This window comes from Bradyrhizobium sp. USDA 4502, assembly GCF_054063355.1.
In genome coordinates this window covers 3,312,542-3,327,899 of the sequence record NZ_JBSSGF010000001.1, presented here as the reverse complement: position 1 = coordinate 3,327,899, position 15,358 = coordinate 3,312,542, and the positions used below count along the sequence as shown (strand labels likewise).

General features: G+C 66.4%; 13 protein-coding genes. 5 read left to right on the top strand and 8 right to left on the bottom strand.

The window, feature by feature from the left end; genetic code table 11:
- Nucleotides 1–13 precede the first annotated feature (13 nt).
- Entirely contained in the window at nt 14–2,350 is a 2,337-nt protein-coding gene (locus tag ACVW1B_RS15255; RefSeq protein ID WP_253608420.1) for a GumC family protein, read from the top strand.
- A gap of 9 nt (nt 2,351–2,359) precedes the next feature.
- On the opposite strand, the gene ACVW1B_RS15250 is transcribed toward ACVW1B_RS15255, so the two are convergent.
- Nucleotides 2,360–3,340: a Bug family tripartite tricarboxylate transporter substrate binding protein gene (locus ACVW1B_RS15250; protein WP_456821738.1), complete on the bottom strand. Its 981-nt coding sequence runs from the start codon at nt 3,338–3,340 to the stop codon at nt 2,360–2,362.
- Nucleotides 3,341–3,479: 139 nt separating this feature from the next.
- Between ACVW1B_RS15250 and ACVW1B_RS15245 the strand changes: the two genes are divergently transcribed.
- Nucleotides 3,480–4,439, top strand: coding sequence for a LysR family transcriptional regulator (locus tag ACVW1B_RS15245; RefSeq protein ID WP_253608422.1), 960 nt, complete (start codon nt 3,480–3,482; stop codon nt 4,437–4,439).
- A gap of 34 nt (nt 4,440–4,473) precedes the next feature.
- Here the strand turns inward: ACVW1B_RS15245 and ACVW1B_RS15240 are convergent, their stop codons facing one another.
- The gene (locus tag ACVW1B_RS15240; protein WP_016844958.1) at nt 4,474–5,811 is read right to left on the bottom strand and encodes an MFS transporter; all 1,338 of its coding nucleotides are present in this window, start codon (nt 5,809–5,811) and stop codon (nt 4,474–4,476) included.
- 323 nt (nt 5,812–6,134) lie between these two features.
- On the opposite strand from ACVW1B_RS15240, the gene ACVW1B_RS15235 reads away from it, so the two are divergent.
- Entirely contained in the window at nt 6,135–7,073 is a 939-nt protein-coding gene (locus ACVW1B_RS15235) for a LysR family transcriptional regulator (protein ID WP_253608423.1), read from the top strand.
- A 4-nt stretch (nt 7,074–7,077) separates the two neighbouring features.
- Here the strand turns inward: ACVW1B_RS15235 and ACVW1B_RS15230 are convergent, their stop codons facing one another.
- Nucleotides 7,078–8,271, bottom strand: coding sequence for a GNAT family N-acetyltransferase (locus ACVW1B_RS15230; protein WP_253608424.1), 1,194 nt, complete (start codon nt 8,269–8,271; stop codon nt 7,078–7,080).
- A gap of 167 nt (nt 8,272–8,438) precedes the next feature.
- On the opposite strand from ACVW1B_RS15230, the gene ACVW1B_RS15225 reads away from it, so the two are divergent.
- Nucleotides 8,439–9,467 (top strand): polysaccharide deacetylase family protein, encoded by a 1,029-nt coding sequence (locus tag ACVW1B_RS15225; protein ID WP_253608425.1) that lies wholly within the window; start codon nt 8,439–8,441, stop codon nt 9,465–9,467.
- On the opposite strand, the gene ACVW1B_RS15220 is transcribed toward ACVW1B_RS15225, so the two are convergent.
- Nucleotides 9,464–9,673, bottom strand: a complete 210-nt coding sequence (locus tag ACVW1B_RS15220; protein WP_016844954.1) for a DUF2842 domain-containing protein — start codon at nt 9,671–9,673, stop codon at nt 9,464–9,466. The genes ACVW1B_RS15225 and ACVW1B_RS15220 overlap by 4 nt on opposite strands.
- 195 nt (nt 9,674–9,868) lie before the next feature.
- On the opposite strand from ACVW1B_RS15220, the gene ACVW1B_RS15215 reads away from it, so the two are divergent.
- Nucleotides 9,869–10,954: a COX15/CtaA family protein gene (locus tag ACVW1B_RS15215; protein WP_168855922.1), complete on the top strand. Its 1,086-nt coding sequence runs from the start codon at nt 9,869–9,871 to the stop codon at nt 10,952–10,954.
- A gap of 4 nt (nt 10,955–10,958) precedes the next feature.
- Here the strand turns inward: ACVW1B_RS15215 and nadC are convergent, their stop codons facing one another.
- The 4 genes from nadC to ACVW1B_RS15195 are packed head-to-tail and all read right to left on the bottom strand — an operon-like array spanning nt 10,959 to nt 15,351.
- Nucleotides 10,959–11,810: a carboxylating nicotinate-nucleotide diphosphorylase gene (nadC, locus tag ACVW1B_RS15210; RefSeq protein ID WP_456821737.1), complete on the bottom strand. Its 852-nt coding sequence runs from the start codon at nt 11,808–11,810 to the stop codon at nt 10,959–10,961.
- Nucleotides 11,807–13,357 carry an L-aspartate oxidase gene (locus ACVW1B_RS15205; protein WP_456821736.1) on the bottom strand — a complete coding sequence of 517 codons (1,551 nt, stop codon included), beginning with the start codon at nt 13,355–13,357 and terminating at the stop codon, nt 11,807–11,809. Before ACVW1B_RS15205 ends, nadC begins: the two co-directional genes overlap by 4 nt.
- Nucleotides 13,354–14,340, bottom strand: coding sequence for a quinolinate synthase NadA (gene nadA, locus ACVW1B_RS15200; RefSeq protein ID WP_253608428.1), 987 nt, complete (start codon nt 14,338–14,340; stop codon nt 13,354–13,356). Before nadA ends, ACVW1B_RS15205 begins: the two co-directional genes overlap by 4 nt.
- 54 nt (nt 14,341–14,394) lie before the next feature.
- Nucleotides 14,395–15,351: an NUDIX hydrolase gene (locus ACVW1B_RS15195; protein ID WP_456821735.1), complete on the bottom strand. Its 957-nt coding sequence runs from the start codon at nt 15,349–15,351 to the stop codon at nt 14,395–14,397.
- Nucleotides 15,352–15,358 lie beyond the last annotated feature (7 nt).

The window sequence follows — 15,358 nt, the reverse complement described above, 5'->3', positions numbered from 1 at the left end:
GCGGGGGTTCGTTATGCGTTTTGCATTCTGGCGTAGAGGCAAGGATAAGGCCGTCGTGCAACGGGCGTTGCCGAAGTCTGCGCCCGTCGCCGACGAAGCTGTCGTGAAGCCGGCTGCGCCCAAGCCTGCTCCTGACAAGCCTGCGCCCGACAAGCCGGCGCGCCCGGCGGAGGCGGCCGATCTCGACCTGCACGTGCTCGGCCGCGCGCTGGCGCGCAAGCGCGGCTGGATCATCGTGCCGACGGTGCTGGTGTTCGCGTTGTCGCTTGCCGCGGTCAACGTCGTGACGCCGCGCTACAAGTCGGAAGCGCGAATCCTGATCGACAATCGCGAGAACGCCTTCCTGCGTCCGAACGGCGAGCGCGACCTGGAGCGCACCTCGCTCGACGCCGAGGCGGTGACGAGTCAGGTGCAGCTGTTGCTGTCGCGCGATCTCGCGCGCGACATCATCAAGAAGAACAAGCTGGCCGAGCGTCCGGAGTTCGATCCGGTGTTGCGGGGCTTTTCGCCGTTGAAGTCGCTGCTGGCGCTGTTCGGCATCGGCCGTGATCCGTTCAGCCTGACGCCGGAAGAGCGGGTGCTTGATTCCTATTACGAGCGCTTCCAGGCTTTTGCGGTCGACAAGTCGCGCGTCATGGTGATCGAGTTCCAGTCGGAAGATCCCGAGCTTGCGGCGCGCGTCGCCAACTCGATCGCGGACGGTTATCTCGTGTTGCAGCAGGCCGCGCGACAGGACCAGGCCAAATCCGCCAGCACATGGCTGCTTGGCGAGATCGACAAGCTGCGCACCAAGGTCGCGGAGGCGGATTCGCGCGTCGAGGAATTCCGCTCGAAGTCGAGCCTGTTCGTCGGCACCAACAACATCCCGCTGTCGAACCAGCAGATGGGTGAGCTGAACACGCAGCTCAACAATGCCCGCGCGCTGAAGGCGGATGCCGAGACCAAGGCGCGGCTGATCCGGGAGATGCTTCAGGGCGGCAAGCCGATCGAGGCGTCCGAGGTCCTCAATTCCGAGCTGATCCGCCGGCTCGCCGAACAGCGCGGCACGCTGCGCGCGCAGCTTGCCGAGCAGTCGTCGACGCTGCTCGACAACCATCCGCGCATCAAGGAATTGAAGGCGCAGATCGCCGATCTCGACAGGCAATTGCGCGAGGAAGCCGGCAAGGTTTCGCGCTCGCTGGACAATGACGCCCGCGTCGCCGATGGCCGGGTCATGGCGTTGCAGGCGAGCCTGGACCAGTCGAAGAGGCAGGCGTCGTCTAGCAATAGCCAGGACGTGCAACTGCGCGGGCTGGAGCGTGAAGCCAAGGCGCAGCGCGACCTGCTGGAGGCCTATCTCGCCAAGTATCGCGAGGCGACGGCGCGCGAGAACATCGAGGCCGCGCCGACCGACGGTCGCATCATCTCGCGCGCCTCGGTTTCGAATACGCCGGCCTATCCGAAGAAGCTGCCGATCGTGCTGATCGCGACGTTGGCGACGCTGCTGCTGTCGTCCGGCATCATCATTACCGGCGAGCTGCTGCGCATCTCCGCGCCCGGTGCGGTTGGCCGCGCCTTCGCGCCGGCGGCTGCCGTGATCAGGCGCCGCGAGCCGGTCATGGATGCCGCAACCGTGGACCAGCCCGCGCTGTCGCCCGAACCCGCGCTCGCATCGCCGGTCGCGCCGAAGCCGGCGGTGGAGCCCGAACTGCCGCTGGAGCCTGCGGCTGCCTATGAATCTCCGCCGCAGCCTGATTCCGCCCAGACCGCCGACGAGATCGATGAGCTCGCCGAGCGCCTCGCCGCCGCCGGTCCCGCCGCCCACAAGGTCACCGTGCTCGGCCCGGCCGCGGCTGATAGCGTTACGCTGACCACCCTGACGCTGGCGCGTCTGATGGCGCGCCAGGCCAAGGTCGTCGTCGTCGATCTCGTCGCGTCCTCGCCGGTACTGACGTCGGCGACCGTCGATCCGGCGGCGCCCGGCCTTGCCGAGCTGATGCAGGGCGAGGCGACCTTCGCGCAGATCATCACCAAGGATCGGCAGTCGCGTGTTCAGATCGTCAGCGCCGGGCGTCCGGGCTTCGATCGCTCGCATCTGCAATCGCCGCGGCTCGCACTTGCGATCGACGCGCTGCTCAGGGTCTACGACCACGTGCTGCTCGACGCCGGTTCGGCCGTCGACCTTCCGGCCGAACTGCTGACCGCGAAGGCGCAGGCGGTCGTCGTGCCCGACGCCGCCATGGCGCAGGATGCCCGCCACTCGATGGTCGAGCAACTCAGGGCGGTCGGCTTCGCCGAAGTGACGATGCTGAGCAAGCCCTGCGCGGCGTCGGAAGCGGCTGTGAGGAGCCCGCGGGTGGTGGCTGCCTGAGCGCCGCCGTCAGCCCGTCGGGGTAAATCCTGTCGCCCGCACGATCCCTTTCCAGCGATCGGATTCGGTGGCGAGCAGTTGCGCAAAGTCATTCATCGCGATTGCGTCGACGTCGACCGACAGTTTGGCCATGCCGGACTTGACCTCGTCGCTGCGCAATGACGCCTGGATCGCGCTGTTGAGTTGCGCGACGATTGCGGGAGGCGTCTTCGCCGGCAGGAAGATGCCGAACCAGGTCACGTCCTGAAGCGCGGGGTAACCGGCTTCCGCCACCGTCGGCACATCGGGGAGAGATTTGAGACGGCTGGGACCGGTCGTCGCAAGAGCGCGAAGCTGTCCGGACTGGACCTGGCCCAGCAGGCTGTCGATCGGCATCACCGCCGACGCGATCTCGCTTTTCAGGAGATCCTGGACCGCCCCTCTGCCTTGATAGGGCACGTGGAGATAGTCGAAGCCCGCGGTCCGGCCGAGCATCGCACCGATGAAATGCAGCGTGGTGCCAACGCCCGGCGTGCCGTAGGTCGCCTGTGTCGGGTTGGCGCGGCACCAGGCGACGAAGTCGGCGAGGCTCCTGACATCGTTCGGGACTTTCGGGCCGATCGCCAGCAGCGTCGCGAATGAGCCGACGGTTGATACCGGCGTGAAGTCCTGCGGTGCGTATGTCAGCGACTTGTAGGTGTGCGGAAACAGCGCGATGAATCCAAGCGGCGCGAGCAGCATGACCGATCCATCGGCCTCGGCGTTCTTGACGGCCTCGATCGCAATCCGGCCGCTTGCGCCGGGCCGGGTCTCAACGACGATGGAATCGGCATAATCCTGCATCTGCCCGGCGATGAGCCTTGCGACGGCGTCCGGCAATCCGGGCGTGTAGCCGGTCAGGATATGGGCGGTCTTCAGGCGGGGCTGCGCGCCGACTGGCCGGACCAGGCCCGCGGCGGCGAGCGCGGCACCTGCCGCTGACGCGGTCAGGACGTCGCGACGGGTCAACATGCATGCCTCCAAGGTCATGGAGTCGCGCCGTCCGGGGCGCGACGATCTGCGTCATCGCACGCGGAGGATGCGTGAGGCGGGGATAAACGTCCAATGCTAGTGTCTGAGGCTTCCATAACCGTTTTGGTAAGGATCGCTGATGCAGGACATCGAGCGTGCCCGACGCCGGATCAAGCTGCGCGACCTGCACATCCTGCTCGTCATCGCGCAGCGCGGCAGCATGGCGAAGGCTGCCGCGGAGCTCGCGGTGTCGCAGCCGGCGATTTCGCGGGCGGTCAGCGACATGGAGCACGCGCTCGGCCGTCGGCTGCTCGATCGTTGCCGTACCGGCATCGAACTGACGGCCTATGGCCATGCTCTGGTGCGACGCGGGGTCTCGATCTTCGACGAGCTTACCCAAGGCTTGCAGGAGCTCGAGTTTCTGGCCGATCCGAGCATCGGAGAGTTGCGCATCGGCAGCACGGAGAGCATCGCAGCGGGCTTGCTCCCGGTGGCGATCGACCGCTTCACGCGGCAGCATCCCGGCATCCGCATCAATGTCGCGCAGACCGTTCTCAGCGATCTGCGCTACCGCGAACTGCGCGAGCGCAACATCGATCTGTTGCTGGGATGGACGCCGACACCGTTTGACGAGACAGACCTGGCGGTCGAGCCCTTGCTCGATGATCAGCGCGTCGTTGTCGCAGGAAAGCGAAGCAAATGGGCGCGCGCATCCAGGCTCGAATTGGCCGACCTCGCACACGAGCGCTGGGTGTTACCTCCGCCGGACACCTTTCCGGGCGCCGCAGTGGCGGAGACGTTTCGTGAATTCGGAATGCAGATGCCAAGCGCGCCGATCACGACGCTGTCGCTTCATTTGTGCTGCCGGCTCGCCGCGACCGGCCGCTTCATTACGGTGCTGCCGGGCTCGGTCGCGCGGTTTGCCGGCGGCGATCTCGGGCTGAAGGTGCTTCCGGTTCAGCTTCCGCGGGCGGCCGCCGTCTCGGCCGCGATCGTCACGTTGAAAGGCCGCACCTTGGGCCCGACCGCCGAGATCTTCATCGCCTGTATCCGTGAGATCGCCAAGGCGGCCGCAAGCAAGGCGGCCGCCGGCAAATGACGGATATTACAGGCGCCGTTCCGCGCAGGCGCGTTTAGTGCGCCATCATCGGCTCGCGCGCGGTTCGCTCGAGCACCGGATCGATCCGCAGCCTGATCGTGACCAGCGCGCCGATCAGTCCCATCACGGCGAGCAGCAGCAGCCCTGCCGTAAAGCTGCCCGTCAGGTCCTTCAGATAGCCGACGGCGAATGGGCCGGCGAAGCCTGACAGGTTGCCGAGCGAGTTGATCGCCGCAATGCCTGCCGCCGCCGAGGCGCCGGTCAGGATGCCGGCCGGCATCGGCCAGAACATCGGCGGCACTGCCGACACGCCGATCTGCGCAAGGCAGAGCAGGGCGACGATCAGCACCGGATTCGATACCAGCCCGGCAAGGCCGATACCGACGGCGGCGAGCGTCAGCGCGCCGGCGACATGGTATCGCCGCTCGCCGGTCTTGTCGGAATGGCGGCCGAGCAGCACCATGCCGACCGCGCCGAACACGAAGGGCAGGGCCGCGATCAAGCCAGTCTGGGTGTCGGTGACGCCAAACGCCTTGATGATGGTGGGCAGGAAGAATGCGACGCCGTAGCTTGCCGCGTTGAGGCAGAAATACACGAAGGCGCAGGCAAGGACCCGCGAGTCGGTGAGCGACTGCAGAACGGAAATATGCTCCACGGCCTCGGTTTGCTGCCGCTCGCGCTCAAGCGTGGTCTGGATCCACTTGACCTCGTCGGGCTGCAGCCAGCTTGCCTGACGCGGAAAGTCCGGCAGGAAGGTCAGGACAGCGAAGCCGACCAGGACCGACGGCAATGCCTCGCAAACGAACAGCCACTGCCATCCGGTCAGGCCGGCGCCCGACAGGTTGAGCAGCAATCCCGAGATCGGCGCCCCGATGATGCTCGAGATCGGGATCGCGAGCATGAACAGGCTGATGACGCGCGCGCGGTACACCGACGGGAACCAGAGCGTCAGATAGAAGATGATGCCGGGGAAGAAGCCGGCTTCGCAGGCGCCGAGCAGGAGGCGCAGGAAGTAGAAGATCCATTCGCTCGACAGGCCGCTCGCCGCGGACATCTGCGGGATGAAGGCAAATGCGGCCGAGACGATGCCCCAGCTGATCATGATGCGGGCGATCCACCGCCGCGCACCGAACCGCTCCAGCAGGATGTTGGAGGGCACCTCGAAGAAGAAGTAGCCGATGAAGAACAGACCGGCGCCGAGCCCGTAGGCAGCCTCGCTGAGGCCGAGCGCCGCGTTCATGTGCAGCTTGGCGAAGCCGACATTGACGCGATCGAGATAGGCCACGAAGTAACACAGGATGAGGAACGGAATCAGCCGCCGCATCATCTTTCCGATCGCGCGCTTCTCGACATCGTCGCTCATCGTTCCCATCCCTTCCTGTTTTTCGATTCGGCAGACGATCACTGCGCTGTTCGGGGCGGCACCTGGCGCACCCGCAGCGGTTCGTCGCGTTGCTCTTGCAAGTCTTCTTCATTGTTGTGTAATCGACTGCCGCGTGACTAATGGCATTTGGGAATGGAGCCACGGCGAAACTGTCATGATGCACCGCGGTATAAACGCGGGAACCCTGGAGCGTTTTCCGGCGAAGTGGCTGCCGGCTCGCGTCAAGAAAACGCCTCAAAGCAGAATCTGGAGCCCCGTTCCGGTTTAGCCGGAGCGGAAGAGGCTCTTTCCGGGCAGGATGGTGGCGGGCCGTGATCAGTAATCTGAAACTGCGCCAGCTGCGCCTGCTGGTCGCTCTCGACAATGAGCGCAAGTTGCAGCTCGCCGCCGAGCGGTTGAACATCACCCAATCAGCGGCATCGAAGATGCTTGCCGAAATCGAGGCGCTGGCGCGGGTTCCCTTGTTCGAGCGCACGGCGCGCGGCGTCGAACCGACGGCCTATGGGTCGATCCTGATCCGTGGCGGCAAGAGCGTGCTGGCCGATCTCGACCAGGTCACCGACGAGTTCGCGGGTTACAAGTCCGGTGAGCTCGGCACCGTCTCCGTTGGAACAGTCGCCAAGCCGAGCATCGACCTCGTCGTCGACGTCATCCAGTATCTCGGCGAAAAGCTGCATCGGGTGAACATCTCGCTCGATGTCAGCACCAGCCCGCCATTGATCACGCGACTGCTGGCGCTCGAGTTCGATTTCGTCGTCGCCAGGATTCCCGCCGGCATCGACCCCCGGCAATTCGACTATTACGAGATCGGCGCGGAGGAGGCGGTGCTGCTCGTTCGCGCGGAGCATCCGTTGGCCGGCCGCGAGACGGTCGAGCTGGAGGACATGGCCGACCAGCAATGGATCTGCCAGCCGCGCGAATCCTTCATGCGCCAGGCGCTCGAGAGGCTGTTCATGAGCCGCGGCGTGACGCCGCCGCGCCGGGTCATCAACACCGAGTCGTTTTTCGCCTCGGTCGGAATTGCGGCGGGCATCGACGCGATCGTGCCGGTCCCCATGCTGGTGTTCGATCTGGTCGATCCGCAGCGGTTCAAGGTGCTGCGCCTGCGCGACAGGCTGTTGTTGGAGAATTACGGCCTGATCAAGTTGCGCAAGCGCGCGCTGTCACCCGCCGCGACACTCTTGTTCGACGCGATGAAACGGCTCGGCGTACCGAATGGCGGTGCAGAGCAGGGCGACGCGGCGAGCTGAACACTCAGCGGAACATGCTGCGCAGGTTCTGGGCAATCTCGAACAGCGCCGGATTTTGCTTCACGGCGCGCTTGGCGCGATTGATGGCCGACAGCGCGCTGGCCGCCGGCTTGCCGCGCAAGCTGAGCGGAATGAAGCTGTCGACGACGGCTTCATCGTCCTTGCAGAACAGCCGCTTGTACTCGTCCGAGCCGATGCCGAGATCGAGAGCGCGGTAGTTCAGGCCGGCATGGCGATCGATGATATCGCGCATCAGGATCAGGCCGGGGCTGAACTTGGAATTGGCCGACATCGTGTAGGTGTTGAACATCATCGAGAAGCGATGACCGTCGGACACGCCGGCGAAGATCGCGATCACTTCCTCGTCGCACTCCAGCGCGTGGATGTCGATCGCATAGCCGTTGCCGTCGGCGCGCGGCGCGAGGCAGGCGGCACGAATGAACTGCTCGATGCCCGGCTCGGCGAACACGTTCGGCAGCTTCTGCTCGGCCATGCGCTGCGGCTTGACGCGGAAGAACCAGTCGAGCAGGCGGCAGACATCGGCGCTCTCGCTCGCGACATAATAGCGATAGCCGGGCAGCGCCTGCAGCTTGCGCTCCTTGCCCTTGAGGCGGCGGCGGAACGAGTTGCTGACCAGCGTCGCCGGTGCCGCGCCGGGCTCGATCGCCAGCACCGGGCAGTCGTTGACCGAAGGCTGACGCGGCAGCAGCGCCAGCGGATTCGGGAGGTCCTGCCAGCGCAGCGGCTGCTGGCAGAGCACGAGCGCATCGGCGCGGGAGCGTTCGGCGATCGATCCGATCAGAGCCGCGATGTCGGCTTCCGTCGCGTTGGCGGCGAAATCCTTCTCGCACAGCGCCATGTTGAAGGTCGTATGCTTGCCGCCCATGAAGCTCGCGCAGTTCGCGCCGAGGCGGGACTCGATTGCGAGCGGCAGCAGCAGCAGCGGCCGGCGTTCGCTGTCATGAGCGACGACGATGAAGGGCCGCAGGCCCTCGCGCTCGCCGACCTGGCGTTGCCAGCTGGCGAGGAAATCGAACCGCTGATAGGGCGTGTAGCTGTGCTGCGATGTCTCGAAGCCGCGCCAGGTCGCTTCGGCCGCGGTGAGATCATGAAAGATGTCGACGCCGGCAACGCGGATCGCGTTCGGCCACGCCCGCGTCTCAGCCGTCTGGCCTTCGATTGCCGCCGCCATGGTCATCTCGGAACCCGAAATTTTAGGGTATTAATTTACAGTTCTCGGCTGGGGCCGACCTTCGCAGGGAAATGTCAACAAAGAGTAAGAACAATGCCGCGGCGGTGTGCGGGAACCGCCTGACAAGGACGGGGATCTTGGCGCCGGACAGCGGGATTTTACGACGGGCCCGAATGGAGCTCGCGTATTTCAGTGGCGCCTTCAAGCTGCGGGAACGCGAGAGCGGCGGCGCCGGGGTGATCCTGCGCTTCGGCCGCGTTCGTCCCGCGCGACGCGGCCGGTTTCAGCCGCTGAAGTCCCAGGAGATCACCCCGGCTTTCCTCGATCGCACGATCCGCGCGTTGAAGCGCTGGCAGTATGACCTCGTCGGGATTGACGAGGCTTGCCGCCGCGCGGTGACTTTGCCGGAGCGCCGGCGCTTTGCCTGTCTGACCTTTGACGGCGCCAGCAAGGACATCGTCGCCCATGCCTGGCCGGTGCTCGCCAGGCACGGCGTTCCCTTCGCGCTGTACCTGCCGACGGCCTTTCCCGATGGCGTCGGCGTGGCGTGGTGGCTGGTGCTGGAGGACATCATCGCGCGCGAAAACCGCATCAGCATGATGATTGACGGCCGGGAGCGGCACTTCGCGATTTCAAATCTCTCGGACAAATACGAGCTGTTCGATTTCCTGTCCGGCTGGCTGCGCAAGCTGCCGCCGTCGGACCTGTCCTACGCGCTGAACGATCTCGCCAGGCGCTATTCGGCCGACGCAGCCCAATTGTCACGCAATGCGTCACTCGACTGGCAGGATCTGGCGAAGCTTGCCGCCGATCCGAACGTGACGCTCGGCAGCGCCACGGTGAACTATCCGGCGCTGTCGAGCCTCAGGGATGCCGACGCGCAGCGCGAGATGGCGATGGGCAAGGCGGTGGCCGAGAGCGCGCTTGGGCGGCAGGTCAGGCATTTCGCATTCCCGTTCGGGGACCGCGATGCGTTCGGCCGTCCGCATGTCGTGATGGCCGAGGAGGCCGGCTTTGCCAGCGCGGTGTCGACCATACCAGGGGTCGTCGAGGCGCAGGGGCGCACCAACCTCCACGCGCTGCCGCGCATCGCATGGGACGGCCGCGTGCGTTCGCTGCGGATGATGCGGGTGCTGCTGTCGGGCGTGATGTTCGCGCCGGTGCGGCCGACGCGCAGCGCGCGCGACCAGAACGTGACTTAGGCGCGATCGGGCCGCGACATCCAGGCGACGATCGGCATCGCCGGCAGCACCCAGCCGAGGCCGGCGACGACGTAGAAGATCGCCTGCAGCAACCCCGAATTGGCAAGCCACGGCGTCTGGGCGACCGTCATGCCAAGCAGTGACCACACCACCACCAGGATCAGCAGGAAGATGGTTCCGAGCAGTTTGCGGGTGCGTATGGCCATGGCGGATATTTGCAACTCGTGATCCAAGGCGTTTTTTCGAGCGAAGCGGGCACCGGTTCGCGCAAAGAAAACGCGTCAAAACAACGTTCTGGAGCTTGCTTCCGACTTGATCGGAAACGAGGCTCCGGACGGCGGCTTGCGCCGCGGGCGCGGCGGACTATAAGGGGCCCGAAAATCCAATCAAGTCAGGGCGAAATGGCCGGTATTTCCGCAAAGACATCGCAGCTTCGCGCCGTCAGGGTATGGCTGGTCGCGGTGGCCGCCCTGATCGCCCTGATGGTCTTGGTCGGCGGCGCCACGCGGCTGACCGAGTCCGGCCTGTCGATCGTCGAATGGAAGCCGGTGACCGGTACGCTGCCGCCGCTGACCGAGGCGCAGTGGACCCAGGCCTTCGAGGGCTACAAGAGGATCCCGCAATATCGCGAGCTCAACGCCGGGATGACGCTCGAGCAATTCAAGACGATCTTCTGGTGGGAGTGGAGCCACCGGCTGCTTGGCCGCGTGATCGGCGCGGCCTATTTGCTGCCGTTCCTGTATTTCCTGTGGCGCGGCGCGGTGAGCGGCGAACTCGGCCGGCGATTGTGGGTGATTTTCGGCCTCGGCGCGCTGCAGGGCGGCGTCGGCTGGTGGATGGTCGCGTCCGGCCTCTCGGAACGCATCGAGGTATCGCAGTATCGGCTGGCGACGCATCTTGTGCTGGCGCTTCTGATCTTCGCGGCGATCGTCTGGACGCTGCGGCGCCTGACCGACCGCCCAAGCGTGATCGCGCCGCTCAGGCTGAAGCTCACGAGCGCGGTGCTGCTCGTGCTGACCTTCGTGCAGCTCTATTTCGGCGCGCTGGTCGCGGGGCTGCGCGCGGGCAGGGTTTATAATACTTGGCCCGACATCGACGGCGGCTTCATTCCGTCGGCTGACCGGCTTTGGTTCGAGACACCGTGGTGGCGCAATCTGTTCGACAACACGCTGACGGTGCAGTTCGAACATCGCATGACCGCCTATCTGCTGTTCGCGCTGGCGATCGCGCATGCGATCGATGCCATGCGCGCGCGCGCCGGCGGCGCGGTGATCGCCGGCGCCTGGTGGCTGGTGGCGGCGATCACGCTGCAGGCGACGCTCGGCATCCTGACGCTGCTGCATCAGGTGCCGATCGATCTGGCGCTGACGCACCAGGCCGTCGCCATCGTCGTGCTGACGCTCGCGGTGCTGCAGGCCGAGCGCTTCGCCGCGCGCCGGACCGAGCGGGACCAGCCGACCCTCGTTGCGGTCGGCCAGCCCGGTTGATCGATCAGGACAGGTAGTCGAGCCCGATATCGAGCGCGGCCGAGCTGTGGGTCACCCAGCCGACCGAGATCAGATCGACGCCGGTTGTGGCAATCGCTGCGGCCGTCGCCGCGGTGATGCGGCCGGAGGCCTCGGTGATCGCCTTGCCGCGCGCCATGTCGACCGCCTGGCTGAGCTGCTCGGTCGTCATGTTGTCGAGCAGCACCGCGTCGACGCCGAGCGTCAGCGCCTCCTCGAGCTGCGACAGCGTGTCGACCTCGACCTCGATCTTGACGAGATGGCCGGCATTGGCCTTGGCGCGCTCGATCGCGGTGCGGATGCCGCCGGCGAGCGCGATGTGGTTGTCCTTGATCAGCACCGCGTCATCCAGCCCGAAGCGATGATTGCCGCCGCCGCCGGCGCGCACCGCATATTTCTCCAGCGCACGCAGTCCCGGCGTGGTCTTGCGGGTGCAGACGATCTGCGCGCGGGTGCCCGCCACGGCCTTGACCAGCGTAGCCGTTGCGGTGGCGACACCGCTCAGATGGCAGAGGAAGTTGAGCGCGGTCCGCTCGGCGGTGAGCAGGCTGCGGGCCGGGCCGTCGATGATCGCGATGACCTGGTCGGGTTCGACCGCGCTGCCGTCGGGCCGTTCGGCGCGCAGCGTGATGGCCGGCGACACCGTCTGGAAGGCTGACCGCGCGACATCGAGCCCGGCGATCACGCCGGGCTGCCGCGCCCGCATCACCAGCCGCGCCTGCTGGCCGGCCAGCACGATGGCGTCTGCGGTGATATCGCCGGCGCGGCCGAGATCCTCGCGCAAGGCGGTCTGCACGATCGGCTCATAGATCAGCGGCAACAGGGGGGTGAGGGTCATGACAGGGCACTCCTGGCAAATGGCGTGGATTCGACGATGTCGCGCGCGGCGGCGAGTGCATCGGCGCGGGTAAGGGACGACGTAACGGCCGACGCAGCAATGTGCGGGAAATCGGTGCGGAAGTGGCCGCCGCGGCTTTCCTCACGCCGGATGGCGGCAACCGCGACCATCAATCCGACCAATGCTGCGTCGGACGCCGCACTGTGACCGCATGCGAGTGGATAGAGACTGCGGATCGCGCGGGCGATCCCGTCGCGATCGCGCAGGACGCCGAGTCCCTGGGTGAGGATCGGTCGCACGGCGGAGTGATCGGAAGCCTGTGGCATCGCATCGTCGCGCAGCATGGCGCGCGGGCCCGCACTTACGCTTTCGATGCTCTCCGCGACCCAGCGCGCGCAGACGATCGCTTCCATCAGCGAGTTGCTGGCGAGGCGGTTGGCGCCGTGCAACCCGGTGCGCGCGGCCTCGCCGCAGGCCCACAGGCCCTGCACCGTGCTGCGGCCATAGCCATCAACCGCGATGCCGCCCATATGGTAGTGAACCGCCGGCCGGATCGGGATCGGATCATGGGCGGGGTCGATGCCGGCCATCTTGCAGAACGCGCTGATCACGGGATAGCGCTGCGCAAACTCCGCGCCCGGATGTTGGCGCGCGTCGAGGAAGGTGCGATGCCCCGCGGCGCGGTGGTGCCACACGGCGCGCGCCACGATGTCGCGTGGCGCAAGCTCGGCGCCGGACTGATCGGCCATGAAGCGCTCGCCGGTCTCGTCGATCAAGACCGCGCCGTCGCCGCGGATCGCCTCGGTCAGCAGCGGCATCGGGCGCGACGGCCCGTCGAACGCGGTCGGATGAAACTGCACGAACTCGATGTCCGACAGTTTTGCACCGGCATGTGCGGCAAGCGCGAGCCCCTGGCCGAAACATCCGCCGGGATTGGTGCTGTCGGCGAACAGCCCGCCGATGCCGCCGGTTGCGATCACCACGCGATTGGTCGTGATCGTCAGCGCGCCACGGTCGCTCGCTGCAAGCACGCCCCTGACTGCATTGTCCTCGACGATCAGCCGGCGCGCCTCGACGCCTTCCAGCAGTGTGATCGACGGCGTCTGGCGGACCGCCGCGATCAGCGCGCGCATGATCTCCCGGCCGGTGCCGTCGCCGGTGGCGTGCACGATGCGGTTGCGGCGGTGTGCGGCCTCGAGCCCGAGGCGCCAGCTGCCGTCGGCGTGCCGGTCGAAGGCGACGCCGAGTCTCGCCAGCTGCTCGACGGCGGCGGGCGCGGCGTGGACGATCCGACTCGCCGCGGCCGCGTCGCAAAGGCCGGCGCCGGCCGCGAGCGTATCGGCGAGATGCAGGGCAGGGCTGTCGTCGGCGCCGACCGGTGCGGCAAGGCCGCCCTGTGCCCACATGCTGGAAGCTTCCGCGCCGAGCGGCGACTTCGACAGCAGCACGACCGGCTCGGGTGCGAGCTGAAGCGCGGTCATCAGCCCGGCGGCACCGCCGCCGATGATCACCGGCCGGCCGTTGAGATCGGAGATATCGGTGCTCATATCGCCAGCATCCTTTCGACGCTCTTGCGCGCGCGATCGGCGATCGCGGGGTCGATGGTGACCTCGTGCTGGTTGGTCTCCAGCGCGTGACGGACGTTCTTCAGCGTGATCCGCTTCATGTGCGGACAGAGATTGCAGGGGCGGATGAAGTCGACACCGGGATTTAGCGCAGCGATGTTGTCGCTCATCGAGCATTCCGTCAGCAGCACGACGCGCGGCGGACGTTTGGTCTCGACAAACGACTGCATCGCAGCCGTCGAGCCGGCAAAGTCCGCTTCGGCGACCACCTCGGGCGGGCATTCCGGATGCGCCAGGATGGTGACATCGGGATGATCCTCGCGCAGCTGGCGCACGTCATCGGCGGTGAACAGCTCGTGCACCTCGCAGTGGCCCTTCCAGGCGATGATCTTCTTGCTGGTTTGCTTGGCGATGTTCTGCGCCAGATATTCATCAGGGAGCATGATGACGCGCTCGGCGTCGAGCGATTCAACCACCTTCAGCGCATTGCCCGACGTGCAGCAGATGTCGGACTCGGCCTTCACCGCGGTCGAGGTGTTGACATAGGCGACGACCGGTGCGTCCGGGTAGCGCGCGCGCATCAGCCGCACGTCCTCCGCCGTGATCGAATCCGCCAGCGAGCAGCCGGCCTTGAGGTCGGGGATCAGCACGGTCTTGGCCGGATTGAGCAGCTTCGCGGTCTCGGCCATGAAATGCACGCCCGCGAGCACGATGACATCGGCATCGACCTTGGTTGCTTCGCGCGCGAGCAACAGGCTGTCGCCGACGATATCGGCGACGCCGTGGAAGATCTCCGGCGTCTGGTAATTATGCGCCAGCACCACCGCGTTGCGGCGGCGTTTCAGCGCGAGGATCGCATCGACGTCCTCGGCGAATGTGGCCCATTCGAACGGCGGGATGACGCGCTTGACGCGCTCATAGAGCGGCGCGGTGCGGGTGAGCAGATCGGTATCGAGTGCAACCATTTATACTCTCCGTGAGCATAAGATGGCTTATACTTATCCTGAGCATAAGGCGTGTCAAGTGCGCGAAAGCGGGAGCTTGGTGCCGGCGATGGCCCGTTCGGCCAGCACGGCATGGCGGAAGCGGAATAGCTTGGCCGGCCGGCCGACGGTATCGGCGGCCATTGCGCCAGTCTCTTCAACGAGTTCCTGCTGCTCGATCAGCCGGCGGAAGTTCTGCTTGTGGACCAGCCGGCCTGCGAGCGCCTCAACACTGCGTTGCAGTTGCAGCAGGGTGAACTCGGCCGGCATCAGCTCGAATACCACCGGACGGTATTTGATCTTGGCGCGCAGCCGCGCGATCCCGGTCGCGAGAATGCGGCGATGATCCGCCGTCATCGGCTTGCCCGGCACGATCGGCGCCTCGCGGCCATGCCCGCGGCCGGCTTCCGGGATCAGCGCGGCCTCGTAGAGCAGCTCATAGCGCTGCAGCACCAGCTCTTCGTTCCAGTCGCGATCATCGAGACCGAAGGTGATGGCGCAACGTTGCCAGCGCTCGCGCTGCAGCGTCGGTGACGGCGCCGCCTTCGCCCACGTTTTGAGCTTCGGCGCGATCGTCTTGGCCAGGAAGGCCGGCGCGCCGGCGCGATGATCCTCCCAGGGGAAGTAGTCGTACCAGCCGGACCAGTCCGCCTCAAAGCCTTCGCCGACACGATCCTCGCGGGTCAGGCCGAGATAGCTGATCGAGACGCTGTGCGGCCCCTTGGTGTCTCCGGAGCGGCCGCGGTCGGCAAAGGTGTAGAGCTGCTCGACATAGCCGAGCGGGTGGCCGGTCTGCGCTTCGACCCAGGCCCGCAGCGCGGTCTGCAGCGAGCGATGGGTGAACTCGAACGGGCCGCTCGGCAGCGCGGAGCCGCCGGCGATGGTCATGATCTTCGGCGTGCCCTCGGTGACGGCGACCAGCACCGCGACGAGATCGGCGGTCACCGCATTCCCCGAAGCCGGTGTGCTGGATTTCTGCGGCGATCTGGCCACCCGATCG